Source organism: Cellulosimicrobium funkei, from assembly GCF_001019615.1.
GTDB classification, from domain to species: domain Bacteria; phylum Actinomycetota; class Actinomycetes; order Actinomycetales; family Cellulomonadaceae; genus Cellulosimicrobium; species Cellulosimicrobium cellulans_E.
Genome location: NZ_JNBQ01000026.1, coordinates 36,413 through 55,396 on the forward strand (window position 1 = coordinate 36,413; position 18,984 = coordinate 55,396).

An 18,984-nucleotide genomic window follows, 5' to 3' on the forward strand; every position below is an offset into this window, starting at 1 on the left:
GTCGCCATGGATCGAGTACCCCGCGGAACACATGTTCCGACCAGGCTCGCACAAACGTTGTGGTCCGCTCCGCGGAGCCGTGCGTCAGCACGGTGCGGACGGTGGATCACATATCCAACGGCCCTGCGCCTCTCGGCGTGTGCGCCCAGGTGCGTCGCGACTACGCGACACGCCCGAGCGCGGGGGTCGGACAGCTAGCGGTTCGAGAGAGAGAGTCAGACGACGCCATGGCGGGACAGAAGATCCGCATCCGGCTCAAGTCCTACGACCACGAGGTCATCGACAGCTCGGCGCGCAAGATCGTCGACACGGTGACGCGCGCTGGTGCAACGGTCGTGGGTCCGGTGCCGCTGCCGACGGAGAAGAACGTCTTCTGCGTCATCCGGTCGCCTCACAAGTACAAGGACAGCCGCGAGCACTTCGAGATGCGCACGCACAAGCGGCTGATCGACATCATCGATCCCACGCCGAAGGCCGTCGACTCGCTCATGCGTCTCGACCTGCCTGCCGACGTGAACATCGAGATCAAGCTCTGAGGCTGGAGGACATCATGACTATTCCCCAGCAGAACGCGCGTCCGGTCACCGCGGTGCTCGGCACGAAGCTCGGGATGACGCAGCTCTGGGACGAGGCCGGTCGCCTCGTGCCCGTGACCGTCGTCGCCGTCGGCACGAACGTCGTGACGCAGGTGCGCACGGCCGACGCCGACGGGTACGCCGCCGTGCAGCTCGCCTACGGGCAGATCGACCCGCGCAAGGTCACGAAGCCGCTCAAGGGCCACTTCGAGAAGGCCGGCGTCACGCCGCGCCGCCACGTCGCCGAGGTCCGCACCACCGACGCCGCCGAGTACTCGCTCGGCCAGGAGATCACCGCGGAGGCCTTCGAGGCCGGCGCCGTGGTCGACGTCGTGGGCACGACCAAGGGCAAGGGCACCGCCGGTGTCATGAAGCGCCACGGCTTCTCCGGCGTGGGCGCCTCGCACGGTGCGCACCGCAACCACCGCAAGCCGGGCTCGATCGGTGGGGCCTCGACCCCGTCGCGCGTGTTCAAGGGCCTGCGCATGGCCGGTCGCATGGGCAACGCCCGCCAGACCACCCAGAACCTGACCGTCCACGCGGTCGACGCCGAGAAGGGTCTGCTGCTCGTCAAGGGCGCGGTTCCCGGCCCCAAGGGCGGCGTCGTCCTCGTGCGCAGCGCCGCGAAGGGAGCGTGAACACCATGTCCGCTCTGACCGTTGACGTGCTGGACCCCAAGGGCAAGAAGGCCGGCACCGCCGAGCTCCCCGCCGAGGTGTTCGACGTCGAGCTCAACGTCCCGCTGATCCACCAGGTCGTCGTCGCCCAGCGTGCCGCTGCACGCCAGGGCACCCACGACACCAAGAGCCGCGGCGAGGTCCGCGGTGGTGGTCGCAAGCCGTACAAGCAGAAGGGCACCGGCCGCGCCCGCCAGGGTTCGACCCGTGCGCCGCAGTTCGCCGGCGGTGGCACCGTCCACGGCCCGACGCCGCGCTCGTACGACCAGCGGACGCCCAAGAAGATGAAGGCCGCCGCGCTCCGCGGTGCCCTCTCGGACCGCGCCCGCAACGGCCGTGTCCACGTCGTGACCGGCTTCGGCGTCGACGGCCTGCCGTCGACCAAGACCGCCGTCTCGACGCTCGCCAAGCTCTCCGAGCGCAAGCACGTCCTGGTCGTCACCGAGCGTGGCGACGAGCTGACGATCAAGTCGCTGCGGAACGTCGAGCAGGTCCACCTCCTGGTGGCCGACCAGCTCAACACCTACGACGTGCTCGTCTCCGACGACGTCGTCTTCACGCAGGGCGCGCTCGACGCGTTCCTGGCGGGCCCGGCCACGGGTCGCTCCGCGAAGGCCGTCGCCACCTCCACCGAGGCGGACGAGACTGCTGCCGAGGAGGCCGCGAAGTGACCACCGTGACCAAGGACCCCCGTGACGTGATCCTCGCGCCGGTCGTCTCCGAGAAGAGCTACGGCCTGCTCGACGAGGGCAAGTACACGTTCGTCGTCGACCCGCGGGCCAACAAGACCGAGATCAAGATCGCCGTCGAGCAGATCTTCTCGGTCAAGGTCGCCTCGGTGAACACGATCAACCGCAAGGGCAAGACGCGTCGCACGCGTTTCGGCCTGGGCAAGCGCAAGGACACCAAGCGTGCGATCGTCACCCTCCGCGAGGGCACGATCGACATCTTCGGCTGAGCCGACGAGAGCAGATTGAGGACAGATCCCCATGGGAATCCGTAAGTACAAGCCGACGACGCCCGGCCGCCGCGGCGCGAGCGTCGCCGACTTCGCCGAGATCACGCGCTCGCAGCCGGAGAAGTCTCTGGTCCGCCCGCTCTCGAAGAGCGGCGGCCGCAACAGCTCCGGCCGGATCACCACCCGTCACAAGGGTGGTGGCCACAAGCGTGCGTACCGCGTGATCGACTTCCGTCGCCACGACAAGGACGGCGTGCCCGCCAAGGTCGCGCACATCGAGTACGACCCCAACCGCACGGCGCGCATCGCGCTCCTGCACTACGCGGACGGCGAGAAGCGCTACATCATCGCGCCGGCCAAGCTCAAGCAGGGCGACGTCGTCGAGAACGGTGCGGGCGCGGACATCAAGCCCGGCAACAACCTGCCGCTGCGCAACATCCCGACCGGTACGGTCATCCACGCCATCGAGCTCAAGCCCGGTGGCGGCGCGAAGATCGCCCGCTCGGCCGGTGCGTCCGTGCAGCTCGTCGCCAAGGACGGGCCGTACGCGCAGCTGCGCATGCCCTCCGGCGAGATCCGCAACGTCGACCTGCGCTGCCGCGCCACGGTCGGCGAGGTGGGCAACGCCGAGCAGTCGAACATCAACTGGGGCAAGGCCGGCCGCATGCGCTGGAAGGGCAAGCGCCCGACCGTCCGTGGTGTCGCCATGAACCCGATCGACCACCCGCACGGTGGTGGTGAGGGCAAGACGTCCGGTGGTCGCCACCCGGTGAGCCCGTGGGGCCAGCCGGAGGGTCGTACCCGCCGTCCGAACAAGCCGAGCGACAAGCTGATCGTGCGTCGTCGCCGTACCGGCAAGAAGCGCTGATAGGAGCCTGGAGACATGCCTCGTAGCCTGAAGAAGGGCCCCTTCGTCGACGGCCACCTGCAGAAGAAGGTGGACGCTCAGAACGAGAAGGGGACCAAGAACGTCATCAAGACCTGGTCCCGTCGGTCGGTCATCACGCCCGACTTCCTCGGTCACACGTTCGCCGTGCACGACGGTCGCAAGCACACGCCGGTGTTCGTCACCGAGTCGATGGTCGGCCACAAGCTCGGCGAGTTCGCTCCCACGCGGACCTTCCGCGGCCACGTGAAGGACGACAAGAAGGGTCGTCGCCGCTGACCCCCGGGTCAGTCTGGTGACGACCTGGACGGTCAAGAGACAAGAAGGCAGGACAGCAATGGAAGCCAAGGCGCAGGCGCGGTTCGTCCGTGTCACGCCCCAGAAGGCCCGGCGCGTCGTGGACCTCATCCGTGGCAAGCAGGCCTCCGAGGCCGTCGCGGTGCTGAAGTTCGCACCGCAGGCGGCGAGCGAGCCCGTCCGCAAGGTCGTGGAGAGCGCGATCGCCAACGCCCGGGTGAAGGCAGACCGTGCGAGCGAGGCGTTCGAGGAGCAGGAGCTCGTCGTGCGTGAGGCGTTCGTCGACGAGGGCCCGACCCTCAAGCGTTTCCGCCCGCGGGCCCAGGGCCGTGCGAACCGCATCCTCAAGCGCACCAGCCACATCACCGTGGTCGTCGCTCCGCGTGAGAACACGAAGGGAAGTGCCCGATAGTGGGACAGAAGGTTCACCCGCACGGGTACCGCCTCGGCATCACCACCGACCACCGGTCGCGCTGGTTCGCCGACAGCACCAAGCCCGGACAGCGGTACCGCGACTACGTCCGCGAGGACGTCCAGATCCGCAAGCTCATGAGCACCGGTCTCGAGCGCGCAGGCATCTCCAAGGTCGAGATCGAGCGCACCCGTGACCGCGTCCGCGTGGACATCCACACGGCACGCCCGGGCATCGTCATCGGCCGCCGTGGCGCCGAGGCCGACCGCATCCGCGGCGAGCTCGAGAAGCTCACGGGCAAGCAGGTGCAGCTCAACATCCTCGAGGTGAAGAACGCCGAGACGGACGCGCAGCTCGTCGCTCAGGGCATCGCCGAGCAGCTCGCGAGCCGCGTCTCGTTCCGTCGTGCGATGCGCAAGGGCATCCAGTCGGCCCAGCGCGCCGGTGCCAAGGGCATCCGCGTGCAGGTCGCCGGCCGCCTCGGCGGCGCCGAGATGAGCCGGTCGGAGTTCTACCGCGAGGGTCGTGTGCCGCTGCACACGCTCCGTGCGTACATCGACTACGGCTTCTTCGAGGCCCGCACGACCTTCGGCCGCATCGGCGTGAAGGTCTGGATCTACAAGGGCGACGTCACCGAGAAGGAGTTCGCCGCGCAGCAGGCCACGGCCGCTCCGCGCCAGGGCCGTGGCGGCCCGCGCGGTGAGCGCGGCGGCGACCGTCGTGGTGGCGGCCGTCGTCCCGAGCGTTCGGCCGAGCGGACCCCCGCGTCCGAGTCGCCGGCGGCGCCCGAGCAGGCTGCTCCCGCCGCAGAGGCGAAGGCCCCTGAGACCGGAACGGAGGCCTGAGTCATGCTGATCCCGCGCAGGCTCAAGCACCGCAAGCAGCACCACCCGTCGCGTTCCGGCGCGGCGAAGGGTGGCACGCAGATCGCGTTCGGCGAGTACGGCATCCAGGCTCTCGAGCCGGCGTACGTGACGAACCGCCAGATCGAGGCTGCTCGTATCGCGATGACCCGCCACATCAAGCGTGGCGGCAAGGTCTGGATCAACATCTACCCGGACCGTCCCCTGACCAAGAAGCCTGCCGAGACCCGCATGGGTTCCGGTAAGGGTTCGCCCGAGTGGTGGGTCGCCAATGTCAAGCCGGGCCGGATCGTCTTCGAGCTGGCCGGTGTCCCGGAGGACCTGGCTCGCGAGGCGATGCGCCGCGCGATCCACAAGCTCCCGATGAAGTGCCGTTTCGTGGTGCGCGAGGGTGGTGGCAACTGATGGCAATCGGAACGAAGGGGCTCGCCCCCGTCGACCTCGACGCCATGGACGACGAGACGCTCGTCGCCGAGCTCAAGAAGGTCAAGGAGGAGCTCTTCAACCTCCGCTTCCAGTCGGCCACCGGCCAGCTGGAGAGCCACGGGCGCCTCAAGGCCGTCCGCCGCGACATCGCGCGGATCTACACGATCCTGCGTGAGCGCGAGCTCGGCATCCGTACCGCGCCGAGTGCCGAGTGAGTGAGGCTGGAATGAGCGAGAACGCAACGAACGCGCCCGAGGCGGCCGAGGAGCGCGCGAACCGCAAGACGCGCCGCGGCTACGTCGTGAGCGACAAGATGGACAAGACCGTGGTGGTCGAGGTCGAGGACCGGGTCAAGCACCCGCTCTACGGCAAGGTCATCCGCCGCACGAGCAAGGTCAAGGCGCACGACGAGCAGAACTCTGCCGGCGTGGGCGACCTGGTGCTCATCATGGAGACCCGCCCGCTGTCCGCGACCAAGCGGTGGCGCCTCGCGGAGATCCTCGAGAAGGCCAAGTGATCCACCGGTCGTGACGGGCGAGCCCCGGCTCGCTCGTCACGACCGCTCTCGTGCCGCACCGCGGTGCGGCAACCAGTGAGGACAGGTCGGGCGGGTCCACCGCCCGGTCCTGGCCGGTTCACCCGCGAGGGACCCGGCACTGACAGCTATCCGTTCGGCAAGGCTCGCCTCGCGCGAGAACCGGCTCGACGACAGGAGTTCATTACATGATCCAGCAGGAGTCGCGACTTCGTGTCGCCGACAACACGGGTGCCAAGGAGATTCTCTGCATCCGTGTTCTCGGTGGCTCGGGCCGTCGCTACGCCGGAATCGGCGACGTCATCGTCGCAACCGTCAAGGACGCGATCCCGGGCGGCAACGTGAAGAAGGGCGACGTGGTCAAGGCCGTCGTCGTCCGCACCGCCAAGGAGCGCCGTCGTCCGGACGGTTCCTACATCAAGTTCGACGAGAACGCCGCCGTGATCCTCAAGAACGACGGCGAGCCGCGCGGGACGCGCATCTTCGGCCCGGTCGGGCGCGAGCTGCGCGACAAGCGGTTCATGAAGATCATCTCGCTGGCTCCGGAGGTGCTCTGACCATGGCCAAGATCAAGAAGGGCGACCTCGTCGTCGTCATCGCCGGCAAGGACAAGGGCAAGCAGGGCCGCGTCCTCGAGGTGCTCACCGACCGTGACCGCGTCATCGTCGAGGGCGTCCAGCGCGTCACCAAGCACACCAAGGTCGGCCAGTCGCAGCGCGGCACGCGGACCGGTGGGATCGAGACCGTCGAGGCCCCGATCCACATCAGCAACGTGATGGTCGTCGACCCGGAGACCAAGAAGGGCACCCGCGTCGGGTACCGCACCGAAGAGGTCGAGCGTGACGGCCGCAAGCGCACCGTGCGCGTGCGCGTCGCCAAGCGCTCCGGGAAGGACATCTGATGAGCACCGAGATCGTCGCCCCCGAGGTGCCCCGTCTGAAGCAGCGCTACCGCGAGGAGATCGTCTCCGGTCTGCGCGAGGAGTTCGGGCACGAGAACGTCAACCAGGTCGCCCGCGTCACGAAGATCGTCGTGAACATGGGTGTCGGTGACGCCGCCAAGGACTCGAAGCTCATCGAGGGCGCCATCCGCGACCTGTCCGCGATCACCGGCCAGAAGCCGCAGGTGACCAAGGCCCGCAAGTCCATCGCGCAGTTCAAGCTGCGCGAGGGCATGCCGATCGGTGCGCACGTCACGCTGCGCGGCGACCGCATGTGGGAGTTCCTGGACCGTCTCCTGTCGATCGCCCTGCCGCGCATCCGCGACTTCCGCGGCCTGTCGCCCAAGCAGTTCGACGGGCACGGCAACTACACGTTCGGTCTCACGGAGCAGTCGATGTTCCACGAGATCGACCAGGACAAGATCGACCGTGTCCGCGGTATGGACATCACGATCGTGACCACGGCGACGACCGATGACGAGGGCCGCTCCCTGCTGCGCCGTCTCGGCTTCCCCTTCAAGGAGAACTGACATGGCGAAGAAGGCCCTGATCAACAAGGCGGCCGCCAAGCCCAAGTTCGCGGTCCGCGCCTACACCCGGTGCCAGAAGTGCGGTCGTCCGCACTCGGTGTACCGCAAGTTCGGCCTGTGCCGCATCTGCGTGCGCGAGATGGCCCACCGTGGTGAGCTTCCCGGCGTCACCAAGAGCAGCTGGTAACAACTACGTCGTAGGTCCTGGCGGAGCGCGCCGCACGGCGCGCCTCCGCCCGGATACCACGTCGAGGAAGGGCTAGAGCCCGATGACGATGACCGACCCGATCGCAGACATGCTGACGCGTCTGCGGAACGCGAACTCGGCTTACCACGAGACGGTGACCATGCCGTACTCGAAGCTGAAGTCGCACATTGCCGAGATCCTCCAGGCCGAGGGCTACATCTCCGGCTGGAGCGTCGAGGACGCGACGGTGGGCAAGAACCTCACCATCCAGCTGAAGTTCGGCCCGAACCGTGAGCGCAGCCTCGCCGGCGTGCGCCGCGTGTCCAAGCCGGGCCTGCGCAAGTACGTCAAGTCCACCGAGCTGCCGAAGGTTCTCGGCGGCCTGGGCGTGGCGATCCTGTCCACGTCCTCCGGCCTGCTCACCGACAAGCAGGCCGCCACGAAGGGCGTGGGCGGCGAAGTCCTCGCCTACGTCTGGTAATCGGAAAGGAGATACGCCATGTCTCGAATCGGCAAGATCCCCGTTCCGGTTCCCGCCGGAGTGGACGTCACCATCAGCGGCGCGCTCGTGACCGTGAAGGGCCCCAAGGGCTCGCTCGAGCACCACGTGCCCGCCCCCATCCAGGTCGCCCAGGAGGACGCCACGCTCGTGGTGTCGCGCCCGGACGACGAGCGCGAGTCCCGCGCGCTGCACGGCCTCACGCGCACCCTCCTGGCGAACATCGTCGAGGGCGTGACGCAGGGCTACGAGAAGAAGCTCGAGATCGTCGGCACCGGTTACCGCGTGACGGCCAAGGGCTCGGACCTCGAGTTCGCCCTCGGCTTCAGCCACCCGGTCGTCGTGACGCCGCCCGCGGGCATCACGTTCGCGGTCGAGAGCCCGACGAAGTTCTCGGTCTCCGGCATCGACAAGCAGCAGGTCGGCGAGGTCGCAGCGAACATCCGCAAGATCCGCAAGCCCGAGCCGTACAAGGGCAAGGGTGTGCGTTACGCCGGCGAGGTCGTCCGCCGCAAGGTCGGAAAGGCTGGTAAGTAACGATGGCTCTGAAGGTTCTCGGCAAGGGCAAGGCCGTCGCGCGTCAGCGCCGCCACCTGCGCCTGCGCAAGAAGATCAAGGGGACCGCCGCTCGTCCGCGCCTCGTGGTGACACGCTCCACGCGCCACATCACGGCCCAGGTCGTGGACGACACGATCGGTCAGACGGTTGCGTCGGCCTCGTCGCTCGAGGCGGACCTGCGTGCGCTCGACGGCGACAAGAGCGCCAAGGCCCGCAAGGTCGGCGAGCTCGTCGCCGAGCGTGCGAAGGCCAAGGGCGTCGACGCGGTCGTCTTCGACCGTGGCGGCAACAAGTACCACGGTCGGGTCGCTGCGGTCGCCGACGGCGCCCGCGAGGGCGGTCTGTCCCTGTGACGACGCCGACCATCCCCACACGGAAGCAAAGGATTCTCTGATGGCTGCAGGGCAGCGCAGCAACACCGGCGCCCCCACGGGTGCCGCCAACGAGTCGAGCGACCAGAACGCGCGCGGGGGGCGCCGCGACGACCGTCGCGGTGACCGTCGCGACGGTCGCCGTGGCGACGCAGCCGAGAAGAACGCCTTCGTCGAGCGCGTCGTCACCATCAACCGCGTCTCCAAGGTCGTCAAGGGCGGCCGCCGCTTCAGCTTCACCGCGCTGGTCGTGGTGGGCGACGGCGACGGCACCGTCGGTGTCGGCTACGGCAAGGCGAAGGAGGTGCCCGCGGCGATCGCCAAGGGTGTCGAGGAGGCCAAGAAGAACTTCTTCAAGGTCCCGCGCATCCAGGGCACCATCCCGCACCCCATCCAGGGTGAGGCCGCCGCCGGCGTCGTGTTCCTCCGCCCGGCCGCTCCCGGTACCGGTGTGATCGCCGGTGGTCCGGTGCGCGCCGTGCTGGAGTGCGCGGGCATCCACGACGTGCTGAGCAAGTCGCTCGGCTCGTCCAACGCGATCAACATCGTGCACGCGACCGTCGAGGCCCTGCGCAACCTGGAGCAGCCTGAGGCTGTCGCCGCGCGCCGTGGTCTCCCGCTCGAGGACGTGGCCCCGGCCGCGCTCCTGCGTGCCCGTGCTGCGGGGGTGAACGCCTGATGGCCAGGCTCAAGGTGACCCAGACGAAGTCCGCCATCGGCGGCAAGCAGAACCAGCGCGACACGCTGCGCACTCTGGGCCTCAAGCGGATCGGCGACACCGCCGTGAAGGAGGACCGCCCGGAGATCCGCGGCATGGTCGCGACGGTGGCGCACCTCGTCACCGTTGAGGAGGTCGAGTGACCATGGCTGAGAAGGCCACCAAGGAGACCGCCGAGGCTCCGAAGAAGAAGGCTGCTGCGAAGGCCCCCGCGAAGGCGGAGTCCGCGACTGCTGCGAAGCAGTCGGGCAAGCAGACCGAGGGTGCCGGCGGCACGCTCAAGATCCACCACCTGCGTCCGGCTCCCGGCGCCAAGAAGGCCAAGACCCGCGTGGGTCGTGGTGAGGCGTCGAAGGGTAAGACGGCGGGCCGCGGTACCAAGGGTACGAAGGCTCGTTACCAGGTTCCCGAGCGCTTCGAGGGCGGGCAGATGCCTCTGCACATGCGCCTCCCGAAGCTGCGCGGCTTCAAGAACCCGTTCCGCACCGAGTACCAGGTCGTGAACCTGGACAAGCTCGCGGCGCTGTACCCCGAGGGTGGCCAGGTCACCGTCGAGGACCTCGTCGCGAAGGGCGCGGTCCGCAAGGGCCAGCTCGTCAAGGTGCTCGGCACGGGCGAGATCACCGTCAAGCTCGAGGTCGCGGTCGACGCCCTCTCGGGCGCCGCTCGCGAGAAGATCCTCGCGGCCGGCGGTTCGGTCTCGGAGGACTGACACCCCTGGACAGGGCCGATGGCGCGCTCGCGCCGTCGGCCCTGTCCGCGTCTGGGGAAGGCCCTCCCGCACGACCCGTGGTCCGTCCGGCAGCGCGCCACGGTTAGACTCTCCGACGGTTGTCTCCCCGCACCCCGGGGTGACCGCCGTCACTCGCAGGTCCGCGGTCGGTCCGTCCGGTCGTCGGGACCGACTTGCCGTTCGACGCGGCGCTACGGCTAGGGTGCCTCTTGGCGCCGGTGCCGTGCGTCACACCTCGCCGGGCCTCCCGGCGACACGACATCCCGCCTCGGCGGGCCAGGAGGATAGGTGCTCAGCGCATTCGCCCGGGCTTTCCGGACGCCCGACCTGCGGCGCAAGCTGCTGTTCACGATCGCGATCATGGCGATCTTCCGGGTGGGGTCGTTCATCCCCACGCCGGGTGTGGACTACCCCAACGTGCAGCAGTGCATCGCGGAGACCGCCGACGGCAACGACCTGCTCGGCCTCGTCAACCTCTTCAGCGGCGGCGCACTGCTCCAGCTGTCGATCTTCGCGCTCGGCATCATGCCGTACATCACCGCGAGCATCATCGTCCAGCTGCTGCGCGTCGTGATCCCTCGCTTCGAGGCGCTCCACAAGGAGGGCCAGTCGGGCCAGGCGAAGCTGACGCAGTACACGCGCTACCTGACGATCGCGCTCGCCATCCTCCAGTCGACGACCGTCATCACGACGGCGCGCAACGGCCTGCTCTTCCAGGGCTGCTCGGTCGACGTCATCCCCGACGGCAGCTTCGTGACGATGGCGCTCATGGTCATCACCATGACCGCGGGCACCGGGCTCATCATGTGGCTCGGCGAGCTCATCACCGAGCGCGGCGTCGGCAACGGCATGTCGCTCCTCATCTTCACGTCGATCGCCGCGAGCTTCCCGACCGCCCTGTGGTCGATCGCCGGTGGTGCGAACGGCGCGACGAACTTCATCATCATGATCGCGGTCATCGTGGTCGTCATCGGCCTGGTCGTGTTCGTCGAGCAGTCCCAGCGCCGCGTGCCGGTCCAGTACGCCAAGCGCATGGTCGGGCGCCGCATGTACGGCGGGTCGAGCACCTACATCCCGATCAAGATCAACATGGCCGGCGTCATCCCGGTGATCTTCGCGGCCTCGCTGCTCGCGGTCCCGGGCCTCATCGCGCAGTTCGGCGACCAGAGCGCCGACTGGGTCATCTGGGTCAGCACGAACCTCGCCGACCCGGCCGCGCCGCTGCACATCGTGCTGTACGTGCTGATGATCCTGTTCTTCTGCTTCTTCTACACGTCGATCACGTTCAACCCGGACGAGGTCGCGGACAACATGAAGAAGTACGGCGGCTTCATCCCGGGCATCCGTGCCGGCCGGCCGACCGCCGAGTACCTCGACTACGTCATCACCCGCATCACGTCCGCGGGCTCCATCTACCTCGCGCTCGTCGCCCTGCTGCCGACGCTGGTCCTCATCGGGCTCGGCGTGAGCACGAACATCCCGTTCGGTGGCTCCTCGATCATCATCGTCGTCGGCGTCGGCCTGGAGACGGTCAAGCAGATCAACTCCCAGCTGCAGCAGCGCCACTACGAAGGGTTCCTCCGTTGAGCAACGCCACCGACGGCCAGTCCGCCGCGCGTCCCGCGCGCCTCGTCATCATGGGCCCGCAGGGCGCGGGCAAGGGGACGCAGGCCGCCCGGCTCGCCGAGCAGCTCGCCATCCCCGCGATCTCGACCGGAGACATCTTCCGGGCGAACATCAAGGGCGGCACGGAGCTCGGCCGGCTCGCGCAGGAGTACACCGCGAAGGGCGACCTGGTCCCCGACTCGGTGACGAACGCGATGGTGCGCGACCGCCTCGCCCAGGACGACGCGGCGCAGGGGTTCATCCTCGACGGCTACCCGCGCAACGCTGCCCAGGTCGTCGAGCTCGACACGATCCTCACGGACCTGGGCGTCGCCCTGGACGGCGTCGTGGAGCTCACGGCGGACCGCGACGAGCTCCTCGCCCGCCTGGCGAAGCGCGCGGAGATCGAGGGCCGCGAGGACGACACCGAGGAGGCCATCGCGCGCCGCCTCGACATCTACGCGGAGCAGACGGCGCCGCTCACGTCCGCGTACGACGAGCGCGGCCTCCTCGTCCGTGTCGACGGTATCGGCGACGTCGACGAGATCACCGGGCGCATCGTCACGGCGCTGACCGCGCTCGTCGGCTGAGCGCCGGTCGTTCGTCCGTCAGGTTCTGGGGAGCAGCAGGGTGTTCGGTCGCGAGCGCATCGAGTACAAGACGCACGACCAGGTCCGGTCCATGCGCAGTGCCGGCCTCGTGGTCGCGCGAGCGCTCGAGACGGTCCGCGAGACGGTCCGTCCGGGCATGACGACGTCCGACCTGGACGCGCTCGCCGCGGCGGTGATCGCGGACGCCGGCGCGACGCCGTCGTTCCTCGGCTACGAGGGTTACCCGGCGTCGCTGTGCGTGTCGGTGAACGACGAGGTCGTGCACGGCATCCCCGGTCCGCGTGAGCTGCGCCCGGGCGACATCGTCTCCGTCGACTGCGGGGCGATCGTCGACGGCTGGCACGGCGACTCGGCCGTCTCCTTCGTCCTCGGCGAGGGCGAGCCGCGGGACGAGGCCCTCGTGGAGGCCACGCGGCGCGCGATGTGGGCGGGTATCGCCGCGCTCGCGACGAGCGAGCGGCTCGGCGACGTCGGTGCCGCGATCGAGGACTCGGTCCGGGTCTCGGGCGAGGCCGACGGCGTCTCCTACGGGATCGTCGAGGAGTACGTGGGCCACGGGATCGGCTCCGCGATGCACCAGCCGCCCGACGTCCCGAACTACCGTACGCGCGAGAAGGGCCCGCGGCTGCGCCCGGGCATGTGCCTCGCGATCGAGCCGATGCTGACGCTCGGCGACCGGTTCACCGAGGTCTGCGAGGACGACTGGACGGTCGTGACCGACGACGGTGCTCGTGCTGCGCACTGGGAGCACAGCGTCGCGATCCTCGACGAGGGGATCTGGGTCCTCACCGCACCCGACGGCGGGGCGGCCGAGCTCGCGGAGCTCGGCGTCCGTGTCGCACCGCTCGCGGCCTGAGCTCTCGGTTCGCCCGACGCGTCGGCCCGCCCCGGGCGCGGCGGGGGAGTGACGCGTCGCACGGTTCCCGACGCACGCCCCGGTTTCGCGACTCTTGTCGGATGCCGTAGGATGGTCCGTCGGGTGTAGTCCGTGCACGTCGTTCAACCGGCCCCCGTCCCTCGGGACCCGGGCGACCGACCCCGCACGCGGCTCCACGCACCTCCCACGAACGGACGACCCGCGGGTCGGTCGTGCGCGGGAGTACCAGCAGTTCAGACGAGAGTTAGCGGAGGACATGGCAAAGAAGGACGGTGTCATCGAGATCGAGGGCAGCGTGGTCGAGGCCCTGCCGAACGCGATGTTCCGCGTGGAGCTGGCCAACGGTCACAAGGTTCTCGCGCACATCTCGGGCAAGATGCGCCAGCACTACATCCGGATCCTCCCCGAGGACCGGGTCGTGGTCGAGCTGAGCCCGTACGACCTGTCCCGCGGCCGGATCGTCTACCGCTACAAGTAGTCGCCACGCGTCCACCCACTCACCCGCCTCGCCACCCGGATCCCGGGACCGCTCGTCGGTCGCGCCCGGAGCGGGGCACCACTGAGGGAACGAAGATGAAGGTCAAGCCCAGCGTCAAGAAGATCTGCGACAAGTGCAAGGTGATCCGCCGGCACGGTCGCGTCATGGTGATCTGCGACAACCTGCGGCACAAGCAGCGCCAGGGCTGAGCCCGCGCCTGCGCCACGGGTGACGGTCCCTCGGGACCGCGGTCACCAGGCCGCCCGTCACGACGACGGCCGGCCACCAGCGCACCACCACGAACCTGCTCGGCACCCCGGACGCGAGTCCGGGAGGAGAACGCCACAGGCAGGGGAACCCCCGGCTCGGAGGCCGGGGCCCACGGAGCTCCCCGTGGGAGGGCGGTGCGACAGACCTCCGACGAAGCACGAGGAGCCGAAAGGCACATGGCACGTCTCATCGGCGTCGACCTCCCCCGCGACAAGCGGCTCGAGGTCGCGCTCACCTACATCTACGGCGTCGGCCGTACCCGCGCCCAGCAGACGCTGGCCGCGACCGGCATCAGCCCGGACGCGCGCGTGAAGGACCTCGGCGACGCCGAGCTCGTCGCGCTCCGCGACTACCTCGAGGGCAACTACAAGCTCGAGGGTGACCTCCGTCGTGAGGTGGCCGCCGACATCCGCCGCAAGGTCGAGATCGGCACCTACCAGGGCCTGCGTCACCGCCGCGGCCTGCCCGTGCGCGGTCAGCGCACCAAGACCAACGCGCGTACGCGCAAGGGACCCAAGCGCACCGTGGCCGGCAAGAAGAAGGCCCGCTGAGCCAGTCCGCAGGGCGGGCCCCGCTCGGGCGCTGACGTCGGCCGCACGGTCCACGTCGTCCCGGTCGGAGATCCCCGCGGTCAGACCACCTCAGACCAGGAGAGAAACGAAAGATGCCTCCCAAGACTCGCGCCGCCGCTGGGCGCAAGCCTCGTCGCAAGGACAAGAAGAACGTCCCCGCCGGCCAGGCGCACATCAAGAGCACGTTCAACAACACGATCGTGTCGATCACGGACCCGTCGGGCGCCGTGATCGCGTGGGCCTCCGGCGGCGACGTCGGCTTCAAGGGCTCGCGCAAGTCGACCCCCTTCGCCGCGGGCCTCGCGGCCGAGGCTGCTGCCCGCAAGGCGCAGGAGCACGGCATGAAGAAGGTCGACGTCTTCGTCAAGGGCCCGGGCTCCGGTCGCGAGACCGCGATCCGCTCGCTGCAGTCGGCCGGCCTCGAGGTCGGCTCGATCCAGGACGTCACGCCGCAGGCGCACAACGGGTGCCGCCCGCCCAAGCGTCGTCGCGTCTGACCCTCGTCGTCGGCGTGCCGTCGACGGGCCGCCCGGTCACCGACCGGCCGAGCCCGTCGACGGCGCCCGTCACGGGGCAGACGCCTCCTGACGGGGTCGACGCACCCTCCCGGCCGGGTGGACAGAGTCCCGGCCGGGGCCGCGTGCCGCAGGCGCGCACCTCGCCTTGAACCGTGCAGCGTCATATGGCGGACGCTCGCCGAAAGGAAACCACCAGTGCTGATCGCACAGCGCCCCACCTTGACCGAAGAGGTCATCTCGGAGAACCGTTCGCGCTTCTCCATCGAGCCGCTGGAGCCCGGCTTCGGCTACACGCTCGGCAACTCGCTGCGTCGCACGCTGCTGTCGTCCATCCCGGGCGCGGCGGTCACCTCCATCCGCATCGACGGTGTGCTCCACGAGTTCACCACCGTGCCGGGTGTGAAGGAGGACGTGACCGAGGTCATCCTCAACATCAAGAACCTCGTCGTCTCCTCGGAGAACGACGAGCCCGTCGTGATGTACCTGCGCAAGCAGGGTGCTGGTGCGGTCACCGCGGCGGACATCGTCCCGCCCGCGGGTGTGGAGGTCCACAACCCCGAGCTGCACATCGCCACGCTCAACGACAAGGGCAAGCTCGAGATCGAGCTCACCGTCGAGCGCGGCCGTGGTTACGTCTCGGCCTCGCAGAACAAGTCGTTCGACGCCGAGATCGGGCGCATCCCGGTCGACTCGATCTACTCGCCGGTCCTCAAGGTGACCTACAAGGTCGAGGCGACGCGTGTCGAGCAGCGCACGGACTTCGACAAGCTGGTCGTGGACGTCGAGACGAAGCCGGCGATCTCGCCGCGCGACGCGCTCGCGTCGGCGGGCAAGACGCTGGTGGAGCTCTTCGGCCTGGCCCGTGAGCTCAACGTCGAGGCCGAGGGCATCGAGATCGGCCCGTCGCCGACGGACGCGGCTCTCGCCGCGGACCTGGCGCTGCCGATCGAGGAGCTCAACCTCACGATCCGCTCGTACAACTGCCTCAAGCGCGAGGGCATCCACCAGGTGGGCGAGCTCGTCGCACGCAGCGAGGCGGACCTGCTGGACATCCGCAACTTCGGTGCGAAGTCCATCAACGAGGTGAAGGAGAAGCTCGCCGAGCTCGGCCTGTCCCTCAAGGACTCGCCGCTCGACTTCGACCCGTCGGCCGCCGCGTACTACGACGGCGACGACGACGAGGCGACGTTCTCGGACACCGAGCAGCAGTACTGAGCCTGCGGCTCTAGACACCTCAGCGCGTCCGGGTCCGCACCTGCGGCGCGAACACTTCCCAAGGAGCACATCCCATGCCTACCCCCGCCAAGGGCCCCCGGCTCGGCAGCGGACCGGCTCACGAGCGTCTGATGCTCGCGAACCTGTCCACCCAGCTCTTCGAGCACGGCCGCATCACGACCACCGAGACCAAGGCGAAGCGCCTGCGCCCGGTGGCCGAGCGCCTCATCACGTTCGCGAAGCGTGGCGACCTGCACGCGCGTCGTCGCGTCCTGCGCGTCGTGCGCGACAAGTCCGTCGTGCACACGCTGTTCACCGAGATCGCCCCGCAGATGGCGGAGCGTGAGGGCGGCTACACCCGCATCACGAAGGTCGGCACGCGCAAGGGCGACAACGCGCCCCTCGCCGTGATCGAGCTCGTGACCGAGCCCGTCAGCCCCAAGCAGGCCGTCGTCCGCGAGGCGGAGAAGGCCGCGGAGAAGGCGAGCAAGAAGAAGGCTGACAAGCCGGCCAAGAAGGCCGACGCGGTCGAGGACGCGCCCGTCGAGGACGCTCCCGCCGCCGTCGAGGACGCTCCCGCCGAGGACGTCCAGGACGCGCCCGTCGAGGACGCCGCCGAGGAGAAGAAGGAGGCCTGAGCCTCCTCGATCGACTCTCGGGGTCCTCCGCGACCCCACGCCGCAGGGCCCGGGACCGTACGGTCCCGGGCCCTGCGGCGTTCTGCCGTCCCGACGGCTTCCGCGTGCGTCCGGCCACGAGGGCGGCCGCGTGAGATCGACCCGCACGACCGAGATCGACCTTCAGAGGGCCGATCTCGGGACGTACGGGTCGATCTCGGGGCGGGGAGGGCCTACCGTCGAGACGTGACGAGTGTCGACTCCTCCCTGGCCGCGTGGCCGCCCGTCGTCCTCGTGCACGGGTCGCGTACGTCGCGGTCGATGTGGCGCGACCAGCTCGCGGCCCTGCGCCGTGCGGGGGTCGACGCCCTCGCCGTGGACCTGCCGGGGCACGGGGCGCGGCGCGGCGAGGCGTTCACCCTGGACGGTGCCGTGGAGGCCGTCGCGGCCGGGATCGACGACGTGGGCGGTCGCGCGCTCGTCGTCGGTCTGTCGCTGGGCGGCTACGTCGCGATCGAGACGCGGGCGCGGCACCCCGAGCGCGTCGTCGGCCTCGTGGCTGCCGCCTGCTCGACCCCGCCTGCCACGCGGCTGCGCGGGGGCTGGCTCCTCGTCGCGCGCGGCATCGAGCGGCTGCCCGACGGCGGAGCGGGGCTCAACCAGGCGCTCGTCGACCGCGCGCTCACGCCGCAGGGCGCGGCCGACCTCGCGGCGGGCGGCTTCGCGCTCGACGTGATGAGCGCGATCCTGCGCGAGGTCGAGGCGGTCGACCCCGTGACGGCCCTCGCCGCCACGGACTCGCCCGTGTGGCTGGTCAACGGCCGGTGGGACCACTTCCGGTTCGGCGAGCGCGGCTTCGTGGAGGCGGCCCGGCGCGGGGGAGCGCCCGTGCGGCTCGTGGTCGTCCCGGGCGCTCGGCACCTCGTGAGCCTCGACGCGCCCGTCGCGTTCAACCGGGTCCTGCTCGACGCCCACCGCGCGGTCGCGACGGGTAGTCCGGCGCCCGGGGCGGATGGGCCGGCGCCCGCCGGGGTCGCGCCGCGCCGCGCCGTCGCGCGCTGAGGCGGTCAGGCCGGCGGCAGCTCCCAGGCGCGTGCCCCGCCGACGAGCGCCGCCGAGTTGGGTACGACGACGACGTCGTCGCCGAGGCGGTCGAGGACGCTCGGGGTGATCTGGCGCGAGTTCCCGCCGCCCAGGTACAGCCGGTCCCACCAGAAGACGGGCCGCAGGCCCTCGACGACCGCGAGCACGCGCCGCGACCAGAGCCCGTTGCCGAGCCGGCGCCGCTCGGGCTCGCCGACGTACTCGTCGTAGGTGGTGCCGCGGCGCACCGGTGCGCGGGACCACTCGAGGTGCGGCGCGAGCCGTCCGCCGTGGAACAGCGCCGAGCCCAGCCCCGTCCCGAGCGTCAGCACGAGCTCCAGCCCCGACGCCGCCACGACGCCGGCGCCGTGCACCTCGGCGTCGTTGAGCACGAGCGCGGGCACGCCGAGGCGTGCGGCCACCGCGGCCTGGACGTCGAAGCTCGTCCAGGCCTCGAGGAGAGCCGGGTCCACGCGCGAGCGCGGGCCGCTGCGCGTGACGTAGTGCGGCGTGTGCACGACGACGCCGCGCCGGATCATGCCGGGCATGCCGACGGTGACCCGGTCGGCCGGGGGCAGCGCGGCCGCGATCTCGGCGATCGTCTCGACGAGCAGCTCCGGCGGCAGCGGGTACGGCGTCGGGACGCGGACGGCGGCGGCGTGCGCGGTGCCCGACGCGTCGAGCACGTTCGCCTTGATCCCGCCGCCGCCGCAGTCCACGGCGAGGGTGCGGACGTCTGCGCGGTCGCCGGTCATGGGCGGCAGCGTAGGCACGACGGCGAGCGCGCCGCACGGCCGGGCGACTACGGTGAACTCCCGTGAGCGACGCCCCTGCCCCCGACGCACGCCCCGACGACCCCGCACCCGACGCGCCGGGCGGGGACGCGGCCTCCGGGTCGAGCGTGCGGCAGGACCCGCCCGACGGCGTCGTGCGCGTCCGCCTCGACCTCGCCTACGAGGGAACGGAGTTCGCC

32 protein-coding genes are annotated in these 18,984 nt (G+C 70.0%); 31 read left to right on the forward strand and 1 reads right to left on the reverse strand.

Annotated features, from left to right (window positions below):
• Window positions 1-227: 227 nt before the first annotated feature.
• The 31 genes from rpsJ to FB00_RS15540 all read left to right on the forward strand — a co-directional run bounded on the left by rpsJ (window position 228) and on the right by FB00_RS15540 (window position 17,990).
• On the forward strand, window positions 228-536 hold the full coding sequence (rpsJ, locus tag FB00_RS15390; RefSeq protein WP_012867945.1) for a 30S ribosomal protein S10: 309 nt from the start codon (window positions 228-230) through the stop codon (window positions 534-536).
• 14 nt (window positions 537-550) lie between these two features.
• Window positions 551-1,213, forward strand: coding sequence for a 50S ribosomal protein L3 (gene rplC / locus FB00_RS15395; protein ID WP_047233811.1), 663 nt, complete (start codon window positions 551-553; stop codon window positions 1,211-1,213).
• Between the two features lie 5 nt (window positions 1,214-1,218).
• Window positions 1,219-1,923, forward strand: coding sequence for a 50S ribosomal protein L4 (rplD, locus tag FB00_RS15400; protein ID WP_047233829.1), 705 nt, complete (start codon window positions 1,219-1,221; stop codon window positions 1,921-1,923).
• On the forward strand, window positions 1,920-2,210 hold the full coding sequence (gene rplW, locus FB00_RS15405; RefSeq protein ID WP_021479876.1) for a 50S ribosomal protein L23: 291 nt from the start codon (window positions 1,920-1,922) through the stop codon (window positions 2,208-2,210). Before rplD ends, rplW begins: the two co-directional genes overlap by 4 nt.
• A 31-nt stretch (window positions 2,211-2,241) precedes the next feature.
• A complete protein-coding gene (gene rplB / locus FB00_RS15410; protein WP_047233812.1) occupies window positions 2,242-3,078 on the forward strand; it encodes a 50S ribosomal protein L2 in 837 nt (278 codons plus the stop codon).
• 15 nt (window positions 3,079-3,093) lie between these two features.
• On the forward strand, window positions 3,094-3,375 hold the full coding sequence (gene rpsS / locus FB00_RS15415; protein ID WP_047233813.1) for a 30S ribosomal protein S19: 282 nt from the start codon (window positions 3,094-3,096) through the stop codon (window positions 3,373-3,375).
• A 58-nt stretch (window positions 3,376-3,433) separates the two neighbouring features.
• The gene (gene rplV, locus FB00_RS15420; RefSeq protein ID WP_021479879.1) at window positions 3,434-3,805 is read left to right on the forward strand and encodes a 50S ribosomal protein L22; all 372 of its coding nucleotides are present in this window, start codon (window positions 3,434-3,436) and stop codon (window positions 3,803-3,805) included.
• Window positions 3,805-4,650: a 30S ribosomal protein S3 gene (gene rpsC, locus FB00_RS15425; protein ID WP_047233814.1), complete on the forward strand. Its 846-nt coding sequence runs from the start codon at window positions 3,805-3,807 to the stop codon at window positions 4,648-4,650. Before rplV ends, rpsC begins: the two co-directional genes overlap by 1 nt.
• 3 nt (window positions 4,651-4,653) lie before the next feature.
• Window positions 4,654-5,073, forward strand: a complete 420-nt coding sequence (gene rplP / locus FB00_RS15430) for a 50S ribosomal protein L16 (protein ID WP_047233815.1) — start codon at window positions 4,654-4,656, stop codon at window positions 5,071-5,073.
• Window positions 5,073-5,309, forward strand: coding sequence for a 50S ribosomal protein L29 (gene rpmC, locus FB00_RS15435; protein WP_021480429.1), 237 nt, complete (start codon window positions 5,073-5,075; stop codon window positions 5,307-5,309). Before rplP ends, rpmC begins: the two co-directional genes overlap by 1 nt.
• A gap of 11 nt (window positions 5,310-5,320) precedes the next feature.
• Window positions 5,321-5,611 carry a 30S ribosomal protein S17 gene (gene rpsQ, locus FB00_RS15440; protein ID WP_047233816.1) on the forward strand — a complete coding sequence of 97 codons (291 nt, stop codon included), beginning with the start codon at window positions 5,321-5,323 and terminating at the stop codon, window positions 5,609-5,611.
• Between the two features lie 206 nt (window positions 5,612-5,817).
• Complete coding sequence (gene rplN / locus FB00_RS15445; protein WP_021480431.1) at window positions 5,818-6,186, forward strand: 50S ribosomal protein L14; 369 nt, start codon at window positions 5,818-5,820, stop codon at window positions 6,184-6,186.
• 2 nt (window positions 6,187-6,188) lie between these two features.
• Entirely contained in the window at window positions 6,189-6,530 is a 342-nt protein-coding gene (gene rplX, locus FB00_RS15450; protein ID WP_021480432.1) for a 50S ribosomal protein L24, read from the forward strand.
• A complete protein-coding gene (gene rplE / locus FB00_RS15455) occupies window positions 6,530-7,099 on the forward strand; it encodes a 50S ribosomal protein L5 (RefSeq protein WP_047233817.1) in 570 nt (189 codons plus the stop codon). The genes rplX and rplE overlap by 1 nt, the downstream gene beginning before the upstream one ends.
• A 1-nt stretch (window position 7,100) precedes the next feature.
• Window positions 7,101-7,286, forward strand: a complete 186-nt coding sequence (locus tag FB00_RS15460) for a type Z 30S ribosomal protein S14 (protein ID WP_021480434.1) — start codon at window positions 7,101-7,103, stop codon at window positions 7,284-7,286.
• A gap of 82 nt (window positions 7,287-7,368) precedes the next feature.
• Window positions 7,369-7,767, forward strand: a complete 399-nt coding sequence (gene rpsH, locus FB00_RS15465) for a 30S ribosomal protein S8 (RefSeq protein WP_021480435.1) — start codon at window positions 7,369-7,371, stop codon at window positions 7,765-7,767.
• An 18-nt stretch (window positions 7,768-7,785) separates the two neighbouring features.
• Complete coding sequence (gene rplF, locus FB00_RS15470) at window positions 7,786-8,322, forward strand: 50S ribosomal protein L6 (protein ID WP_047233818.1); 537 nt, start codon at window positions 7,786-7,788, stop codon at window positions 8,320-8,322.
• Window positions 8,323-8,324: 2 nt separating this feature from the next.
• Window positions 8,325-8,696: a 50S ribosomal protein L18 gene (gene rplR / locus FB00_RS15475; RefSeq protein WP_047233819.1), complete on the forward strand. Its 372-nt coding sequence runs from the start codon at window positions 8,325-8,327 to the stop codon at window positions 8,694-8,696.
• Window positions 8,697-8,736: 40 nt separating this feature from the next.
• On the forward strand, window positions 8,737-9,393 hold the full coding sequence (gene rpsE, locus FB00_RS15480; protein ID WP_021480438.1) for a 30S ribosomal protein S5: 657 nt from the start codon (window positions 8,737-8,739) through the stop codon (window positions 9,391-9,393).
• Window positions 9,393-9,575: a 50S ribosomal protein L30 gene (rpmD, locus tag FB00_RS15485; RefSeq protein WP_021480439.1), complete on the forward strand. Its 183-nt coding sequence runs from the start codon at window positions 9,393-9,395 to the stop codon at window positions 9,573-9,575. Before rpsE ends, rpmD begins: the two co-directional genes overlap by 1 nt.
• Window positions 9,576-9,577: 2 nt before the next feature.
• Window positions 9,578-10,144 (forward strand): 50S ribosomal protein L15, encoded by a 567-nt coding sequence (gene rplO, locus FB00_RS15490; protein ID WP_082141382.1) that lies wholly within the window; start codon window positions 9,578-9,580, stop codon window positions 10,142-10,144.
• 309 nt (window positions 10,145-10,453) lie between these two features.
• Window positions 10,454-11,752: a preprotein translocase subunit SecY gene (secY, locus tag FB00_RS15495; protein WP_047233820.1), complete on the forward strand. Its 1,299-nt coding sequence runs from the start codon at window positions 10,454-10,456 to the stop codon at window positions 11,750-11,752.
• A 50-nt stretch (window positions 11,753-11,802) separates the two neighbouring features.
• Complete coding sequence (locus FB00_RS15500) at window positions 11,803-12,360, forward strand: adenylate kinase (protein ID WP_047233831.1); 558 nt, start codon at window positions 11,803-11,805, stop codon at window positions 12,358-12,360.
• A gap of 40 nt (window positions 12,361-12,400) precedes the next feature.
• On the forward strand, window positions 12,401-13,237 hold the full coding sequence (gene map / locus FB00_RS15505; RefSeq protein WP_047233821.1) for a type I methionyl aminopeptidase: 837 nt from the start codon (window positions 12,401-12,403) through the stop codon (window positions 13,235-13,237).
• Window positions 13,238-13,514: 277 nt separating this feature from the next.
• Window positions 13,515-13,736 (forward strand): translation initiation factor IF-1, encoded by a 222-nt coding sequence (gene infA / locus FB00_RS15510; RefSeq protein ID WP_012867920.1) that lies wholly within the window; start codon window positions 13,515-13,517, stop codon window positions 13,734-13,736.
• Between the two features lie 95 nt (window positions 13,737-13,831).
• A complete protein-coding gene (gene rpmJ / locus FB00_RS15515) occupies window positions 13,832-13,945 on the forward strand; it encodes a 50S ribosomal protein L36 (protein WP_003956441.1) in 114 nt (37 codons plus the stop codon).
• 237 nt (window positions 13,946-14,182) lie between these two features.
• Entirely contained in the window at window positions 14,183-14,557 is a 375-nt protein-coding gene (gene rpsM / locus FB00_RS15520; protein WP_021479758.1) for a 30S ribosomal protein S13, read from the forward strand.
• Between the two features lie 113 nt (window positions 14,558-14,670).
• Entirely contained in the window at window positions 14,671-15,075 is a 405-nt protein-coding gene (gene rpsK / locus FB00_RS15525) for a 30S ribosomal protein S11 (protein ID WP_021479759.1), read from the forward strand.
• A gap of 216 nt (window positions 15,076-15,291) precedes the next feature.
• Window positions 15,292-16,311: a DNA-directed RNA polymerase subunit alpha gene (locus FB00_RS15530; RefSeq protein WP_021479760.1), complete on the forward strand. Its 1,020-nt coding sequence runs from the start codon at window positions 15,292-15,294 to the stop codon at window positions 16,309-16,311.
• Window positions 16,312-16,385: 74 nt separating this feature from the next.
• Window positions 16,386-16,949 carry a 50S ribosomal protein L17 gene (gene rplQ / locus FB00_RS15535; RefSeq protein ID WP_047233822.1) on the forward strand — a complete coding sequence of 188 codons (564 nt, stop codon included), beginning with the start codon at window positions 16,386-16,388 and terminating at the stop codon, window positions 16,947-16,949.
• A 225-nt stretch (window positions 16,950-17,174) separates the two neighbouring features.
• Window positions 17,175-17,990: an alpha/beta fold hydrolase gene (locus FB00_RS15540; RefSeq protein ID WP_231581884.1), complete on the forward strand. Its 816-nt coding sequence runs from the start codon at window positions 17,175-17,177 to the stop codon at window positions 17,988-17,990.
• Between the two features lie 5 nt (window positions 17,991-17,995).
• On the opposite strand, the gene FB00_RS15545 is transcribed toward FB00_RS15540, so the two are convergent.
• On the reverse strand, window positions 17,996-18,766 hold the full coding sequence (locus tag FB00_RS15545) for an ROK family protein (RefSeq protein WP_047233823.1): 771 nt from the start codon (window positions 18,764-18,766) through the stop codon (window positions 17,996-17,998).
• Window positions 18,767-18,984: the final 218 nt, after the last annotated feature.